Consider the following 14,851-nt stretch of genomic DNA (forward strand, 5'->3'; position numbering starts at 1 on the left):
TAGCCGGATTTTTATTGGGCGCTTCTCACCCCAGGCTCCACACAAACGTATGTTCTCCGCATCCCGGTGCGGGTCGATACAGCGTGGCGATCCTTCCCAGTCCCCCTTCCGGTAGCCCTTGTCCCGCTTCTTCCAACAGCTCGGCGGAGAGAATGCGGCGGCGGAACGACTTTTTCTCAATCGGTTTTTCCAGCAGCTCTTCAAACGCCTGCTGTAGCTGGGTTAGGGTAAAAGGCGCACTGACGGCGTGGATGGGTAGTACTGTATAGGCCGTTTTGTTTTTTAGGCGGGTGCGAGCCTTGTCTAACAGCGTTTCATGGTCAAAGGCCAGAGACAAGGCTTTAGCCTCATCGAAAGGCCACCAGCGCGCGTCGGTGACTGTATCGGTAAACCCTTTTACCTGCGCGTAAGGGATCAGTGCCATATACAGAGTGGTCACCGACCAGCCGCGCGGATCGCGTTCTGCATTGCCGACGGTTTCCACCTGCTCTAAGTGCGGCAACGCTGTTGATATCGCCACGCCGGTTTTTTCTTCAAGCTTTCTCAGGGCGCAGGCGTGCAGGTTTTCATCCAGCTGCTTGTTGATAAAGCCGCCGGGCAGCGCCCACGCGCCTTTAAAGGGAAACGAGCCGCGTTCGACCAGCAGAATATGAAGCCTGCCCGCTATCAGGGTAAAAATAGCGACGTCGATAGAAAGCAGGGGGATGTCATAATTCTGGATACGGTAGTTATCCAGATACTCTTGCTCTGTTTGATACATAAAGGTTTCCCCGCTGCCGATGATTTGTTCTTGCTATATAGTGGCTATAAGCCAATAATAAGGCTGTTGAGAGCCAATATCAAGGCTCGTATTCGATAAGCCAGGCGAAAGACGCTTCGCTATCCCCGTTTGCAAGGAGCTTGCAATATGACTAAACCCTATGATTTCACTGTTTTTATCGGCCGCTTTCAGCCTTTTCATCATGGACATTTGGCTGTCGTTCGCGAAGGGCTTAATCAGGCAGATAAGATGATTGTGCTCATTGGCTCCGCCTGGGAGCCAAGAAGCCCACGTAATCCATGGACGCATCAGGAGCGGGAAGAGATGCTCCGTCGCTGTTTGGCGCCTGAAGAGAATGCCAGATTGCTCTGCTTGCCGCTGATGGATGTGATGTACAACGACGAGCTGTGGGTGCGCAACGTTCAGTCCACGGTCAACGGATTAGTGACCGCTCACCATCTTTCACCCCACCGCCCGGCTAAAGTTGCCTTGATAGGTCATAAGAAGGACAGCACCGGCTTTTATTTAAGCCTGTTTCCTCAATGGCACAGCGTGAGCATCGACAGCGTGCGCGACATCAGCGCGACTCCTCTGAGGGAAGCTTTTTTTACCGACGAGCCTCGAAGCGTGCTGGATGAGCAGGTTCAACTCGGTGTTTTACCGCCGCAGGTGGCTAACTATTTGGCGGAGTTTGCCCAAAAGGCTTCTGGTTACAGTCAGGTTCATGACGAGATCACTTTCATCAAAAAGTATCGAGAGGCGTGGAAAGCGGCACCCTATCCACCGGTGTTTGTCACCGTTGATGCGGTAGTGATCCAGTCCGGTCATATTTTGCTTATCGAGCGCCGCGCCAGCCCCGGAAAGGGCCTGTGGGCACTACCGGGAGGATTTGTCGATCAGGGTGAGCGCTTACTGGAGGCCTGCCTAAGGGAACTGCGTGAGGAAACCAGATTGAAAGTGCCTACGCCAGTGCTTAAGGGGTCTATCAGGCAACAGGGGGTGTACGACGCGCCCTACCGTTCAGCACGGGGGAGAACCATTACTCATGCGTTTTATATCGAGCTGGCTCCCGATACTGCGCTGCCGAAGGTGAAGGGAGGCGATGACGCCAGAGCCGCTCGATGGGTACCGCTCAGCGAGCTTGACCCGCAGGTTATGTTTGAAGATCACTACTTTATTATTCAGCACATGCTGGGAACGGGGTGATGAAATTCGGGGAAGCCTTGGCTTCCCCGAATCTTTAGACTTTACGCATAGCCGCCCATCTGAGCGCCGATCACCACAATGCTGGAGAAGATGAACAGCCACAGCATGAAGCGCCAGCTGAAGCGGATCCAGTTACCCCAGTCAACGCGGCATACGCCCAGCGTGCCCATCAGAGAAGCCGAGGTGGGAATTACCACGTTGGTAAATCCATCCCCCAGTTGGAACGCCAGCACGGAAACCTGACGCGTAACGCCTATCAGGTCGCTTAGCGGGGCCATCAGCGGCATGGTCAGCGCTGCTTGGCCGGAACCTGATGGAACGAAGAAGTTAAAAATCGACTGAAAGGTATACATACACCAGGCGGCAAAAGAGTCGTGCATGCCGCCAATCATCCCAGCAGTGCTGTTGAGAACGGTATTGAGCACGCTAGGATCGCTGGCGCCGGAACCGCTGATAAGCAGCATTATGCCTTTAGCAAAGCCGACCAGCAGTGCGGGAGCAATCATGACCGTTGCCCCCTCTTTAAAAGCGTCGGCAGCGTCGTTAAGCGTCATGGCGTTTAGCCTAAACAGCACACCGATAATGGCTGTTATCACGCCCATAGCGAAAAACTGTCCGGCAATTTCCGGAATGTACCAGCCGTGAGCCACTACGCCCCAAACCACCCAGACCATCACGCCGACAATCGTCAACAGCACCAGCCAGTAGCCTAGGCCGAAGTCCGCTTTTTTTACCTGCGTTGACCGTTCGCGGAAATAGTTATCGCTGTGGTAGCTGTAGGACTTTTCCGGCGCGCGCTTGATCTTGCGCGCATAGGCCATGGTAAAAGCGGTGCCAAATAGCGTAAATCCAAGCCACAGGCAGATGCGAAGCGTCGAGCCCGACAGCACCGGCACGTCGGCAATACCCTGCGCAATCACCACACTAAACGGGTTCATCCACGACGTTGCAAAGCCTATTTGAGTGGCAACGTAGGTCACCATGACGGTTGTAATGCTGTCGTAGCCGAGCCTGACCATCAGCGGCGCAATGATGATGGCAAAGGCTATCGCCTCTTCCCCCATGCCAAATACCGCGCCGCCTAGCGAGAACAGGAAAAACATGGCGGGAATAAAGAGTATTTCGTTGCCGCGAGTTTTATCGATAAGCCGCAAGATGCCGTTGTCGATAGTGCCGGTACGCATAACGATGCCGAACGCACCGCCAATCACCAGCATAAACATAATGATGCCGATGGCTGAGCCGTACTTATCTCCAGAAGCTAGCCCTTCAAACGGGAAGTTAAGCAGTCCAATGCCGTCACCGCTGGCAAACAGCGCAATCTTTTTAAATATCGGCTGACCGTCAGGATCGGTTGCGTAGCTAAAAGACGTCGGGTCGATAACCTTACGGGCTTTTTCTACCCCTTCGACCAGATAGTGAACCTCTTTGATCTGAAATGAGCCAACGGGGATGAAATAAGTTAAGGCCGAAACAAAAATGCCGATAAAGAAGATGATGATAAGCGTGTCTGGCATTCTGCTGCGCCTGTTAGCGCGAACAATGTCCGGAGTGTGACTTTCAGGCTTTCCCTGATGCTGTGCGTTATCCATAGTCGTATTTATGTTGGGGTTAATTAAAGAAGAGACGATAGTAGTTACCCTTGATTATCACATCAAGAAAAAGGCGCGTAGATTTAGAGCTAGAGAGAAAAATAAAAGTGATAGCGATAAAAACAGTGGTGATAAAAAAGCGGGAACGTTAGCCCCCGCGTTGATTGATGAGCAGCATTGATGAACTGTGACAGTTAAGCCGTGATACAGTCCTGCACGGCTTTCTGGCGAATAGCGTCCAGTGTGTCGTCAACAACTAGCTGACCGTCGCGATATACCGGCACCAGCAGATTTTTCTCTGGGGCTATGCTGTCCCGAGCGACGGTTTTAAACTCGCCGTTGTCTTTTATCAGCGCCAGTCGGCCTTTTTTAGAGCGCTTCACGCTGTCAGTGATTGGGTCTTTGTAGATGTCTTTCCACTGGCCGTTAATACAGATGGCGGAAGCCTTCATGGCGAACTTCTGCGTATCGCGATTCACTTTTTGCAGCAGTTCACCGCCCATACCGAACGCCACGTTTTCCGCACTCAGGCGTCGATTCTTCATTTCCCGCAGGATATCGGCGATAGAAGAGGCTGAAATGCCATCCCCCTGAATAATACGGATAAAGTCCGGCAGCACCTTGTAGCCTTTGTTGTTCACGCGAAAGCCGAATTTTGCCATCAGGCGCTCAATAGCTTCATTGACAATAGCGACAGGATCGCCAGAGTCGGGGCGGATCACCAGCGTGCCGCCGTTGCTTTCCACCTGTGATTTCAGGCTGCCGCCCCAAATGTTATCGATGGCGTTCCAAAGGTCGTAGGAATCGCTGACCACGGCAACGGTTCGACCCTTGCCTCCAAAGCGTCTAAGCATATTGGCATAGGCGTCTGTTTCTCCCTCGCGGCCCCAGCTGGTGATGGTGCTGTGCTCGGCGGCAGGAATGGAAAATCCGGCCATTGGGCTGTGATAAAAGCGCTTGGCGCTAACCAGCGCTGCTAGGCTGTCGGTGCCCATAAAGTTGACTAAATGGGCTAGGCTGCCGATGCTGACGCTCTCTTCTGAGCTTGCTCCTCTGGCGCCGAAGTCGTGCAGTTTAAACGGTAAGCCATCGAGGGAGTCGGCAGTATCCTGTAAATAGCGCGCTATCAGGCTGTGGCAGGCTTTGGAGATGGTCGCCACCGTCGTCGGGTACCAGACAGCGCGCAGCAGCGCAGTTTCTATATAGCTGGTAAGCCATGCACACTTGGGATCGGTGTTGATAACCTGAACCAGCACATTACCCGTCGGCACCAGCGTTCCTTCCGGTACCGCTTCAATTTCCAGCGGCAGGTAGCCGCTGTGCGCCTGCAAAATATGCATCCAGCCATCATAGTTAAACGGCAGGCCGTGCAGCGCCATCATCTCTTCGGCTTCGTTGATGTCCGTCAGGGTGATTGGGGTCATCAGGTACTGCTTGATAAACATCTGCAGGCCAAAAAATAGTGTTTTAGGGTAAACACCGCCGCGGGATTCAATATAGCTGGAGATGTATTCCGTCCCCTGTGGGTACTGAAGGAAGTGGGACGTCTTGTAAGAATCGCTGTTGAGTATCAGGTTATGCATGATGGAAATCCTCCAATCAATGAATGTCCCGCGCCGGTCTGTCCAGCACGGCGGCAGTTTCCTGCCCTTAAGGGTAGCTCCTACCCTGTGTTTAATATAGTGGCACAAAGACACTATGTGGGTCAATAAAATTTAATGGCAATTTGCCACTAATATAAAAACACCTTTGCTTACAGGAAAAAGTCGGCTGTCATAAAACTGTAATAGACCCGACATTATACTGTCATCAAAGGGTCTTAATGTTTCCAGCGTACTCGTTAATCATCTGACGTTTTGCTTGCTACAGAGACAATCGCATTCCTTTAGGAGGAATCATGAAACTGATACGTACAACGCTCGCTTTCGGCATAGCCGCCACCGTTTCAATGACTGCACTTACTGCCTTTGCCGCTGAAAACATCACCGGTGCGGGCGCGACCTTCCCGGCTCCTGTTTACGCCAAGTGGGCGGACAGCTATCAAAAAGAGCACGGCAACAACATTAACTATCAGGGGATCGGTTCATCCGGCGGCGTTAAGCAAATCAACGCCAATACTGTTGACTTCGGCGCATCGGATGCCCCGCTGGCTGACGAGCGTCTGGAAAAAGAAGACCTGTTCCAGTTTCCTACCGTGATCGGCGGTGTCGTGATGGCGGTAAACGTTCAGGGCATTAAGTCAGGGGAGCTGACGCTGGACGGTAAAACGCTGGGAGATATCTACCTCGGCACGGTGAAGAAGTGGAATGACCCGGCTATTGCCAAACTGAACCCCGGCGTGAAGCTGCCGGATCAGGCCATTAACGTTGTTCGCCGCGCTGACGGCTCCGGTACCTCATTCGTGTTTACCAGCTATCTGGCGAAAGTCAGCCCCGAGTGGAAAGCGCAAGTAGGCGTCGGCTCTACGGTAAAATGGCCAATTGGCCTAGGCGGTAAGGGTAACGACGGCATTGCCGCTTTCGTACAGCGCCTGCCGGGCTCTATTGGCTATGTGGAATATGCCTATGCCAAGCAGAACAATCTAGCCTACACCAAGTTAATCTCCGCTAACGGTGAAGCGGTCAGTCCTACTCAGGAATCTTTTAGCGCTGCGGCTAAAGGCATCGACTGGTCTAAGTCGTTCGCTCAGGATTTGACCTTCCAGAAAGGTAAAGACGCCTGGCCGATCACCTCTACAACGTTCATTCTGGTGCATAAAACCCAGAAAGACGCCAAGCGCGGCGCTGAAGTGCTGAAGTTCTTCGACTGGGGCTACACCAAGGGCGGTACTCTGGCGAAAGAGTTGGACTACGCCGTGCTGCCTGATGCGGTCATTGAGCAAGTGCGCAGCGCTTGGAAAACCCAGATTAAAGATGCCAGCGGCAAACCCATTTACTAATTAACTTTTGGTCGCCCTCTCTGAAAAAGAGAGGGCGCTAACCCACCGCAGGGAGACCCAATGGCGGAATACAAGCCAATGATAAAAGCGCCGGGAAAGCAGGGCGATATTATTTTCAGCGCGCTAGTCAGACTGGCGGCGCTGATTACGCTTTTACTGCTGGGCGGCATTATCGTTTCTCTGATTGTTGCCTCTTGGCCGAGCATACAAAAGTTCGGCCTCAGCTTTCTCTGGAACAAAGAATGGGATGCGCCCGCTGATGAGTTCGGCGCGCTGGTGCCGATTTACGGCACGATCGTCACTTCTATTATCGCGCTGCTGATCGCCGTGCCGGTGAGCTTCGGTATCGCACTGTTTCTGACAGAGCTGGCTCCTAACTGGCTCAAGCGCCCGCTAGGGATTGCCATTGAGCTGCTGGCGGCAATCCCCAGCATCGTTTATGGCATGTGGGGCCTGTTTATCTTCGCGCCGCTGTTCGCTGAATATTTTCAACAGCCAGTGGGAGACGTGGTCTCGAGCATTCCTATTATCGGAACCCTACTGTCTGGCCCGGCCTTTGGTATCGGCATTCTGGCTGCCGGGGTAATTCTGGCCATTATGATTATTCCCTATATTGCTGCAGTGATGCGTGACGTGTTTGAGCAGACGCCAACGCTGCTGAAAGAGTCCGCCTACGGCATCGGCTGCACCACTTGGGAAGTTATTCGCCGCATTGTGCTGCCCTATACCAAAAACGGCGTGATTGGCGGTGTGATGCTGGGTCTCGGGCGAGCGCTGGGGGAAACCATGGCGGTGACCTTCATTATCGGCAACACCTACCAGCTCGACAGCTTCTCGCTGTTTATGCCCGGCAACAGTATTACCTCGGCGCTGGCTAACGAGTTCGCCGAAGCGGAATCGGGGCTGCACACTGCCGCGCTGATGGAGCTTGGGCTGATTCTGTTTGTGATTACCTTTATCGTTCTGTCGCTGTCCAAGCTGATGATCCTACGTTTAAACAAGAATGAGGGGCGCTAAGATGAGCATTGTGAGATCGGAAGCCGCCTCCCGCGAAGCGACCCGCCGCAGCATGCAGGCGTGGCGCCGCCAGAAAAACCGCATGGCGCTGCTGGTATCCATGCTGGCAATGGCCTTTGGCCTGTTTTGGCTTATCTGGATCCTGTTTTCTACCTTTACCCGCGGTATCGACGGCATGTCGCTGGCTCTGTTTACCGAAATGACGCCGCCGCCTAATACTCAAGGTGGTGGGCTTGCTAACGCCATCGCGGGCAGCGGCCTGCTGATCCTGTGGGCGACGGTTATCGGTACGCCGCTGGGCATTCTGGCGGGCATCTATCTGGCGGAGTACGGGCGCAAGTCTTGGCTGGCGTCGGTCGTGCGCTTTATCAACGATATTCTGCTGTCAGCTCCTTCGATTGTCGTTGGCCTGTTTGTTTATACGCTGGTCGTGACTCAGATGGAGCGCTTCTCAGGCTGGGCGGGCGTCATTGCGCTAGCGCTGCTGCAGGTGCCTATTGTGATCCGCACGACTGAAAACATGCTGCGGCTAGTGCCAGACACCCTGCGTGAGGCGGCCTATGCCCTTGGTACGCCCAAGTGGAAAATCGTTCTGTCGCTGACGCTGAAGGCCTCAACCTCCGGCATCATTACTGGGGTGCTGCTGGCTATCGCCCGTATCGCCGGGGAAACCGCTCCGCTGCTGTTTACCGCCCTGTCGAACCAGTTCTGGAGCCTTGACCTGTCGTACCCGATAGCCAACCTGCCGGTAACGATATTCAAGTTTGCCATGAGTCCTTTTGCCGAATGGCAACAGCTGGCCTGGGCGGGTGTACTGCTAATTACGCTGTGCGTGCTGTTACTGAACATTCTGGCGCGTGTCATTTTTGCCAAGAAGAAATATTAAGAGAGAGGAAGTCATGACGCCTATGGGAACCACTTCTTGCGAAAGCAAAATTCAGGTGCGCGATCTCAACTTTTACTACGGGAAGTTCCACGCGCTGAAGAACATCTCGTTGGACATCGCTAAAAATCAGGTGACGGCCTTTATCGGCCCATCCGGCTGCGGCAAATCAACCCTGCTGCGCACTTTTAACAAGATGTATCAGCTTTATCCAGAGCAGAACGCGACCGGGCAAATCCTGCTGGACGGCGACAACATTCTGGACAACTCCCAAGACGTCGCACTGCTGCGCGCCAAAGTGGGGATGGTATTCCAAAAGCCAACGCCGTTTCCCATGTCGATTTACGACAACATTGCCTTTGGCGTACGCCTGTTTGAGCGGCTTCCTCGCGCGCAGATGGACGAACGAGTGCAGTGGGCGCTGACTAAAGCCGCCCTGTGGGATGAAACCAAAGACAAGCTGAACCAGAGTGGCTACAGCCTGTCCGGTGGGCAGCAGCAGCGTTTGTGCATTGCCCGCGGTATCGCCATCAAGCCGGAAGTGCTGCTGCTCGATGAACCCTGTTCCGCGCTCGACCCGATCTCAACCGGGCGCATCGAAGAGCTTATCAGCGAGCTGAAGTCAGACTATACGGTGGTGATCGTGACCCACAATATGCAGCAGGCCGCCCGCTGCTCCGACTATACAGCGTTTATGTATCTGGGGGAGCTTATTGAGTATTCCAATACCGATATGATGTTTACTACACCGCAGAAGAAACAGACTGAAGACTATATCACTGGCCGCTATGGTTGATTTTACACGTCATACTTCGCGCCGCAGGTGCGTTGGCTGCGCTCGCTCACCCCAGTCACTTACTTATGTAAGCTCCTGGGGATTCCCTCGCTTGCCGCCTTCCTGCAACGCGAAGTATTTAGTGTAAATATATGAGGATTAAAAATGGAAAACCTAAACTTAGGCAAGCATATTTCCGGCCAGTTTAACGCCGAACTGGAGCACATCCGCACACAGGTGATGGTGATGGGCGGGTTGGTGGAGCAGCAGTTGACAGACGCTATCAACGCAATGCATCAGGCGGATGAGGCCATGGCGCAGCGGGTGATTGACGATGACCACAAGGTCAACAAAATGGAAGTCGACATCGATGAGGCGTGTGTGCGCATCATCGCCAAGCGCCAGCCTACCGCCAGCGATCTTCGCCTGGTGATGGCGATCACCAAAACTGTCTCTGAGCTGGAGCGGATCGGCGATGTGGCGGACAAAATCTGCCGCATGGCGCTGGAGAAGTTCTCTCAGCAGCATAAGACGCTGCTGGTGAATCTGGAGTCGCTGGGTCGTCATACTGTGCAGATGCTGCACGACGTGCTGGACGCCTTTGCCCGCATGGACATCGATGAGGCCGTGCGCATCTACCGGGAAGACAAAAAGGTCGATTTGGAGTACGAAGGCATTATTCGCCAGCTGATGACCTATATGATGGAAGACCCGCGAACCATCCCTAGCGTGCTAACCGCGCTGGCCTGCGCCCGCTCTATCGAGCGTATCGGTGACCGCTGCCAGAATATCTGCGAGTTTATCTTTTACTTCGTTAAGGGGCAGGACTTCCGCCACCTGAGTGGAGATGAAATAGAGAGCGTGCTGGCGAAGAAGTAACTGGGATGACAGAAAGATATCGGCCGCCGGTCTTTGTCAGGCGGCCTTTTTTGTTTGGCTACGTCAGCTATTTGGCTGCGCTTTCTTCAAACTTTATCGACAGTAAAGACGGTTTGACCGAATCTTTATAGATATCCCACTGGTCTTTTGTGGCGTTAAACGCAGCAATAACGGCCTTGTCCTTAACGGACGTCACCAGCATAGTGTTATGAATGTCGGTGTCTACCGCTTTAGAAACGAAGCTAATGAGCCAGGCTTTCTTGCCCCCGTCCAGAGTGACTTCTTCTGCGGTTGGCTGATAGTTGCTCATGGCTTTAAGCATAAAGTCTTTATAAACGTCTAGCTGTTCCGCTCTTAACGGCGCCATGCCTGCGTTTATCGCCACGTTAACCTTTCCTTTTTCATCGGTAAAAATAACGTTTGGGCGGTTTTCCGACGGATACTTCATTTTTTTCATCATCTCGTCCATCGGGGTAAAGCCCTTGGGAATATCAATCGAGATGCCCTGCTCAGGAAGCTGCTGGCGTACCATATCGACCTGAGCGCTGGCCTGAAAAGAAAAAAGCATCCCGCATGCGGCTCCGAAGACCCATTTCCACGTTTTGTTCATATTTACTTCCCTTTTAATAAAGTCACAAAGGGAACTATCTTATTCCTTTCGTTGGTTATTAGCGTGATAGAAGTCAAAAGGCTCGAAAGAGATCTTCTCTCCTTCGAGCCTTTATTCTTATCAACTTATGTTCTTATCAACTTAGTGCGCTAGGGCTGGATATCCATCGCCTTTTGCAGCTCAGCCATTACCTCTGGCGTTTTCAGGCTAAAGCCCAGCAGCGCCAGATCGTCAACGACCAGAAGGCGATGGTTCTGCCCGGCGGGAGTGTGGCGAATGCCGGGAAGCTGCCAGATTTTCTCTTCACCGCCCAGAGTCTGAAAGCCTGTGGTGGTAATAAGGAGAAGATCGGGCGCGGCGGCAACGACGCCCTCTTGGGAAAGAGGACGATAGCGGTTAAAGCCCTGCATAGCGTTTTTCCCGCCCGCTTGGGTGATAATGGCTTCGGCGGCGGTATTTTGCCCGGCGGCCATCGGTTCACCACCGCCGTAGTTCATGACAAACAGCACTTTGGTTGTCAGAGACTTTTTCGGTAGCGCGTCGAGCTGTCGGTTAAAGTCAGCAATAAGCTGTTCACCTTCGGGCTTTTTCCCCAGCGCGTCAGCGACGACGGCGATTTTCTTTGTTACTGTCTCAAGGGATGGCGTACCGGGTACGCTGACAATGCTAACACCGCTGTTTTTTACCTGCTCCAGCGCCAGCGTCGGCTGGGAAAGCTCGCTGGCGAGTATCAGCGTCGGCTTAAGGGAAAGAAGCCCTTCTGCGTTGAGCTGGCGCATGTAGCCGACGTCGGGCAGGCTTAGAACCGTTTTGGGCGTCATGCTGGTGGAATCGCGTCCCACCAGCAGGTTCTGTGCGTTCAGCGCATAGACGATTTCTGTTACGTCACCGCCTATGCTGATAACCCGCTGTTCGGCGGCGAAAGACGCCGTGCTGAACAGGGCACTGAGAACCAGCGCTGTTTTTATCAACGTTTTTTTCATGCAAACACCATCGGCTGTTGAAGCAGCTTGTCCAACTGTTTTCTCCACTGGGACTGCTCTTCCTGCCCTTCAGTGCGCTGGCCGTAAAGCTGGGCGATTTGCGTGCCGTCGGCAGCGAACAGCTCAAGGCTGGTGACGATGCCGTCTTTGGTCGGTTTGCGGGTGATCCAGCTTTCGACAATGTCGTCTTCTATCAAGTGCAGAACGAAGTCGCGGTTAAAGATGTTCAGCCACTTGCCGTGGGGAACGACGCGCTCGATTTTACCTGTGAAAATCTGAACGCAGCCTCGGTTGCCTACAAACACCATAATGTCGTTGGCATCGTTTTTCGCCATATCCAGCAGCTGGCGTAAAGACTGATTGTCGATGCGCTGAGCCAGATCGTTATCTACGGCGGCAAAGGCCTGCTGGCGGCTGATGTTATGTTTACGCAACAGGGTGAAAAACTGGTGGACGTCAGTCATTTCACGCCATTCGCGATCGATAGCTGCACTGTCAATCGCACTCGCTTCCGCCGCTTTTTCCGGTTCAGAAGAAAGCCCCGTTAGTGCAGGGTTATCCGAGAGAGTGAAGGTATCGATAACCTGCTGCCAGGCGGACATGTCAGTATTTTCCGTTGCATAGGTTTTATGCAGTGCGTCTCCGCTGGCGTCAAAAAATTGAATGCTGCGGCGTTCACCGCGTGCCGTCTGCTCCGTCAAGGCAAAGGCAAAAAGCCAGTGGTTGAGAAATAGGCGAAGATCCAGCGCGTACGGGTTCAGTATCAGCCCTGCATGACCGCTGAGGTGCTGATTGGCATAGGCGCCCACTTGCTCATGCACCGCGTATTCATTGCGGGTAATGGCCTTGGTTTCGCCGACATTCTCAAGCGCTGCCAGAAGCGCCCGGACGTCATCACTATTCAAGCGCTGTGCGTCGTGACCCACGCGGGCGTGGGTCAGCTCTGCTTCGCTGACGCCGAGTCGCTTAGCCAGATCTCTGGCAAACTCCTCAGGGTGCTGCTGTTTGGCCTGTAGATAGCGATCGTATAAAGAGATTGTCATCTTTCTTTTCCCGTATAGCGGTTGGTTGAATTCGCACCCTGCCGTTTAGGCCACTCGCACAGTGCGAGCGGCCTATGGACTTGGTTCGTTAAAGCGTTAGAACTGATAGCTGGCAAACAGCTTCACGTTGCGACCGTCCTGCAGCACGCCGTTAGGCGTGTAGTACTCTTTGTCAAAGGCGTTGGAGATCACCACGCTGGTGGTCATCCTGTCTTTAAACAGGTCTGGCTTATAGCTGACGTAGAAGTCGTGAGTGGCGTAGCCGCTCTGAGGCGTCGGCGCATCCTTGATGCGGTCAGCGAACACGCCTATCCAGCCTACGGCGGCATTAGTATTGCCCAGAGGGACGTTAAGCTTGGTAGATACGGTGTCCGGGCTAACGGTTGAGAGCCAGGCTCCGGTGTCTTCGTTTTTACCGCTGGTGCGGTTGTAGGCAACGCTCATGTCGAAGTAGTTGGTCTGATAGTCCATCATCAGATCCCAGCCCCAGATTTTGGCGCGAGGAATGTTGACCGAGGTGGTTTCACACGGCGAGCAGATCACGCCGACGCCCGGCCGATAGCCTACTTTCATGTTGACGGTGGTATCGATGTAGTCTTCAGCCTTGGTGTTGAAATAGCTGGCTTTAAATTTCAGGCCGTCGTCAGCCATCAGCAGGTTATCAAACCGCAGGCCAAATCCGGCTTCGGTGGTGGCGTTGGTTTCCGGCTTCAGGTTAGGGTTAGGCTTCCAGTAGTTGTTCATGTTTGGCCCCATGCTGAAGTGCAGGGAGTCGTTGTACATTTCCCCCATGGTGGGTGCCCGGAAGGCTTCAGAATAGGAAGCGAACAGGCTCAGCCACTGGGTAGGGAAGATGCTCATGGCAACCTTCGGCGACCACTGATCGGCATCGATATCGCTATAGCCGCTGCTTTCAGCCTTGTAGTTGTCGTAGCGCACGCCGGCGATAAACGACACGGGTAAATCCCGCAGGGTCAGTTCATCCTGCAGCCAGCCGGAGGCAAATTTGATTTCTGCTTCGGGGAAACTGGTGGTGGCGCCGCTCGGATTTTGCTTCTGCTTATAGGTTTCCGCCCCGTAGGTCAGGTGGTTTGGAACAGCGCTTTGCTGGAACAGGCGAGAGCGGTTTTCAACCTTAATGCCTTCGGTTTTCTGCTTGCGGCCTTCCTCACGCTTGCCTTCCGGCGTGGAGTCGATATTGGTTTCTGAGTAGTAAACGCGAGTGGTAGCGTCCAGCCAATCCAGATCGGACGGATTGAGACGATATACCAGCTGGGCGTCTTTGCTTTCAGTGGTTCTATCGGTCATCAGGTCGGTTGACGTGGTGCCCGGCTGCGCGTTTTGCGGGTTCTTTGGCTCTCTGGCATCGTTGTTGTAGTAGCGCAGATTAGCCGTCAGCGACTGGGCGTCCGTCATGTACCAGGTGCCCTTTGCCAGGAAAGAGCCGATGTTTTCGTCGTTAGGGGCGGTTTCGCCGTTGCTGAGCCTCAGGTTGCCCTTGTCGCGGAAGTTTGCAGAAAAGATGCCGTCCAGACTGTCAGTGCGGCCGAAGGCGGTGATGCCCATCGCCTGACTGTGATCTAGCGTTGCGCCTGAACCGAACAGGCGCACGCCGCCCTGCTCACCGTCGCGCAGCAGATCTTTGGCATCAACGGTTTCAAAGGCGATAACGCCGCCGAGTGCGCCACTGCCGTACAGCTGGGCTGACGGGCCTCGAACCACTTCAACGCGCTTTATCAGAGCGGGATCGAGGAAAATGCCGTTCAGGTGACCGGTATCGGTTCCCTGACGAATGCCGTCCACCAGCATCAGTATGCCGCGCTTGTCGTAGCCGCGCATGGTGATGTCCTGACCGTTGCTGCGGCCAATGCCTGATATCGTGATGCCGGGAATGGAACGCACGAGATCTGCTGCGCTGTTCACTGCCAGATTCTCTGGCGCTGAAGGGTCAACAACAGTCACCATCATCGGCGCTTCAAAGGCGTTTCGATCGTTACCGGTGGCGACGACGGTCATGACGTCATTACTGGCGGTGGCGTTTTGTGATTGGGCGTTAGCCATAAGCGGTAAGGCGCAGGCAAGGGTAATACACAAGGGCGATAGGCGAAGCATAGCTGCAACACTCCATGAAAGTCATCAATGAAACGAAAGCTGCTGGCTGCCTT

The 14,851-nt window shown here is 53.8% G+C and carries 14 protein-coding genes; 7 read left to right on the top strand and 7 right to left on the bottom strand.

The genetic code is table 11. From position 1 onward, the window contains the following. Nucleotides 1-25: 25 nt before the first annotated feature. Complete coding sequence (locus tag DQM29_RS17670; RefSeq protein ID WP_111741882.1) at nucleotides 26-760, bottom strand: NUDIX hydrolase; 735 nt, start codon at nucleotides 758-760, stop codon at nucleotides 26-28. Between the two features lie 147 nt (nucleotides 761-907). Between DQM29_RS17670 and DQM29_RS17675 the strand changes: the two genes are divergently transcribed. Beyond that, a complete protein-coding gene (locus DQM29_RS17675; RefSeq protein WP_111741883.1) occupies nucleotides 908-1,966 on the top strand; it encodes a bifunctional nicotinamide-nucleotide adenylyltransferase/Nudix hydroxylase in 1,059 nt (352 codons plus the stop codon). A gap of 41 nt (nucleotides 1,967-2,007) precedes the next feature. Here DQM29_RS17675 and yfcC read toward each other — a convergent pair whose 3' ends face one another. Further along, a complete protein-coding gene (yfcC, locus tag DQM29_RS17680) occupies nucleotides 2,008-3,483 on the bottom strand; it encodes a putative basic amino acid antiporter YfcC (protein WP_206750038.1) in 1,476 nt (491 codons plus the stop codon). A gap of 85 nt (nucleotides 3,484-3,568) precedes the next feature. Here yfcC and DQM29_RS18255 point away from each other — a divergent pair, with 85 nt between their 5' ends. Continuing rightward, on the top strand, nucleotides 3,569-3,739 hold the full coding sequence (locus tag DQM29_RS18255) for a hypothetical protein (protein WP_170126568.1): 171 nt from the start codon (nucleotides 3,569-3,571) through the stop codon (nucleotides 3,737-3,739). A gap of 13 nt (nucleotides 3,740-3,752) precedes the next feature. On the opposite strand, the gene DQM29_RS17685 is transcribed toward DQM29_RS18255, so the two are convergent. Next, nucleotides 3,753-5,141, bottom strand: coding sequence for a nicotinate phosphoribosyltransferase (locus DQM29_RS17685; RefSeq protein WP_111741885.1), 1,389 nt, complete (start codon nucleotides 5,139-5,141; stop codon nucleotides 3,753-3,755). 314 nt (nucleotides 5,142-5,455) lie between these two features. Between DQM29_RS17685 and pstS the strand changes: the two genes are divergently transcribed. From pstS to phoU, 5 genes are all read left to right on the top strand, one after another. Next, nucleotides 5,456-6,496 (top strand): phosphate ABC transporter substrate-binding protein PstS, encoded by a 1,041-nt coding sequence (pstS, locus tag DQM29_RS17690; RefSeq protein ID WP_111741886.1) that lies wholly within the window; start codon nucleotides 5,456-5,458, stop codon nucleotides 6,494-6,496. A gap of 60 nt (nucleotides 6,497-6,556) precedes the next feature. Beyond that, entirely contained in the window at nucleotides 6,557-7,513 is a 957-nt protein-coding gene (gene pstC / locus DQM29_RS17695; RefSeq protein ID WP_111741887.1) for a phosphate ABC transporter permease PstC, read from the top strand. Nucleotide 7,514: 1 nt separating this feature from the next. Then, nucleotides 7,515-8,399 (top strand): phosphate ABC transporter permease PstA, encoded by an 885-nt coding sequence (gene pstA, locus DQM29_RS17700; protein ID WP_111741888.1) that lies wholly within the window; start codon nucleotides 7,515-7,517, stop codon nucleotides 8,397-8,399. A gap of 22 nt (nucleotides 8,400-8,421) precedes the next feature. Beyond that, a complete protein-coding gene (pstB, locus tag DQM29_RS17705; protein ID WP_111742150.1) occupies nucleotides 8,422-9,192 on the top strand; it encodes a phosphate ABC transporter ATP-binding protein PstB in 771 nt (256 codons plus the stop codon). Between the two features lie 144 nt (nucleotides 9,193-9,336). Next, on the top strand, nucleotides 9,337-10,050 hold the full coding sequence (gene phoU / locus DQM29_RS17710) for a phosphate signaling complex protein PhoU (RefSeq protein WP_111741889.1): 714 nt from the start codon (nucleotides 9,337-9,339) through the stop codon (nucleotides 10,048-10,050). 67 nt (nucleotides 10,051-10,117) lie between these two features. Here phoU and DQM29_RS17715 read toward each other — a convergent pair whose 3' ends face one another. From DQM29_RS17715 to DQM29_RS17730, 4 genes are all read right to left on the bottom strand, one after another. After that, the gene (locus DQM29_RS17715) at nucleotides 10,118-10,582 is read right to left on the bottom strand and encodes a hypothetical protein (RefSeq protein WP_170126595.1); all 465 of its coding nucleotides are present in this window, start codon (nucleotides 10,580-10,582) and stop codon (nucleotides 10,118-10,120) included. 227 nt (nucleotides 10,583-10,809) lie between these two features. After that, a complete protein-coding gene (locus tag DQM29_RS17720) occupies nucleotides 10,810-11,643 on the bottom strand; it encodes a heme/hemin ABC transporter substrate-binding protein (protein WP_111741890.1) in 834 nt (277 codons plus the stop codon). Continuing rightward, nucleotides 11,640-12,686, bottom strand: a complete 1,047-nt coding sequence (locus tag DQM29_RS17725; RefSeq protein WP_111741891.1) for a hemin-degrading factor — start codon at nucleotides 12,684-12,686, stop codon at nucleotides 11,640-11,642. Before DQM29_RS17725 ends, DQM29_RS17720 begins: the two co-directional genes overlap by 4 nt. 96 nt (nucleotides 12,687-12,782) lie before the next feature. Continuing rightward, nucleotides 12,783-14,798: a TonB-dependent hemoglobin/transferrin/lactoferrin family receptor gene (locus DQM29_RS17730; RefSeq protein ID WP_111741892.1), complete on the bottom strand. Its 2,016-nt coding sequence runs from the start codon at nucleotides 14,796-14,798 to the stop codon at nucleotides 12,783-12,785. Between the last annotated feature and the right edge of the window lie 53 nt (nucleotides 14,799-14,851).

The organism is Leminorella richardii, from assembly GCF_900478135.1.
GTDB lineage: Bacteria > Pseudomonadota > Gammaproteobacteria > Enterobacterales > Enterobacteriaceae > Leminorella > Leminorella richardii.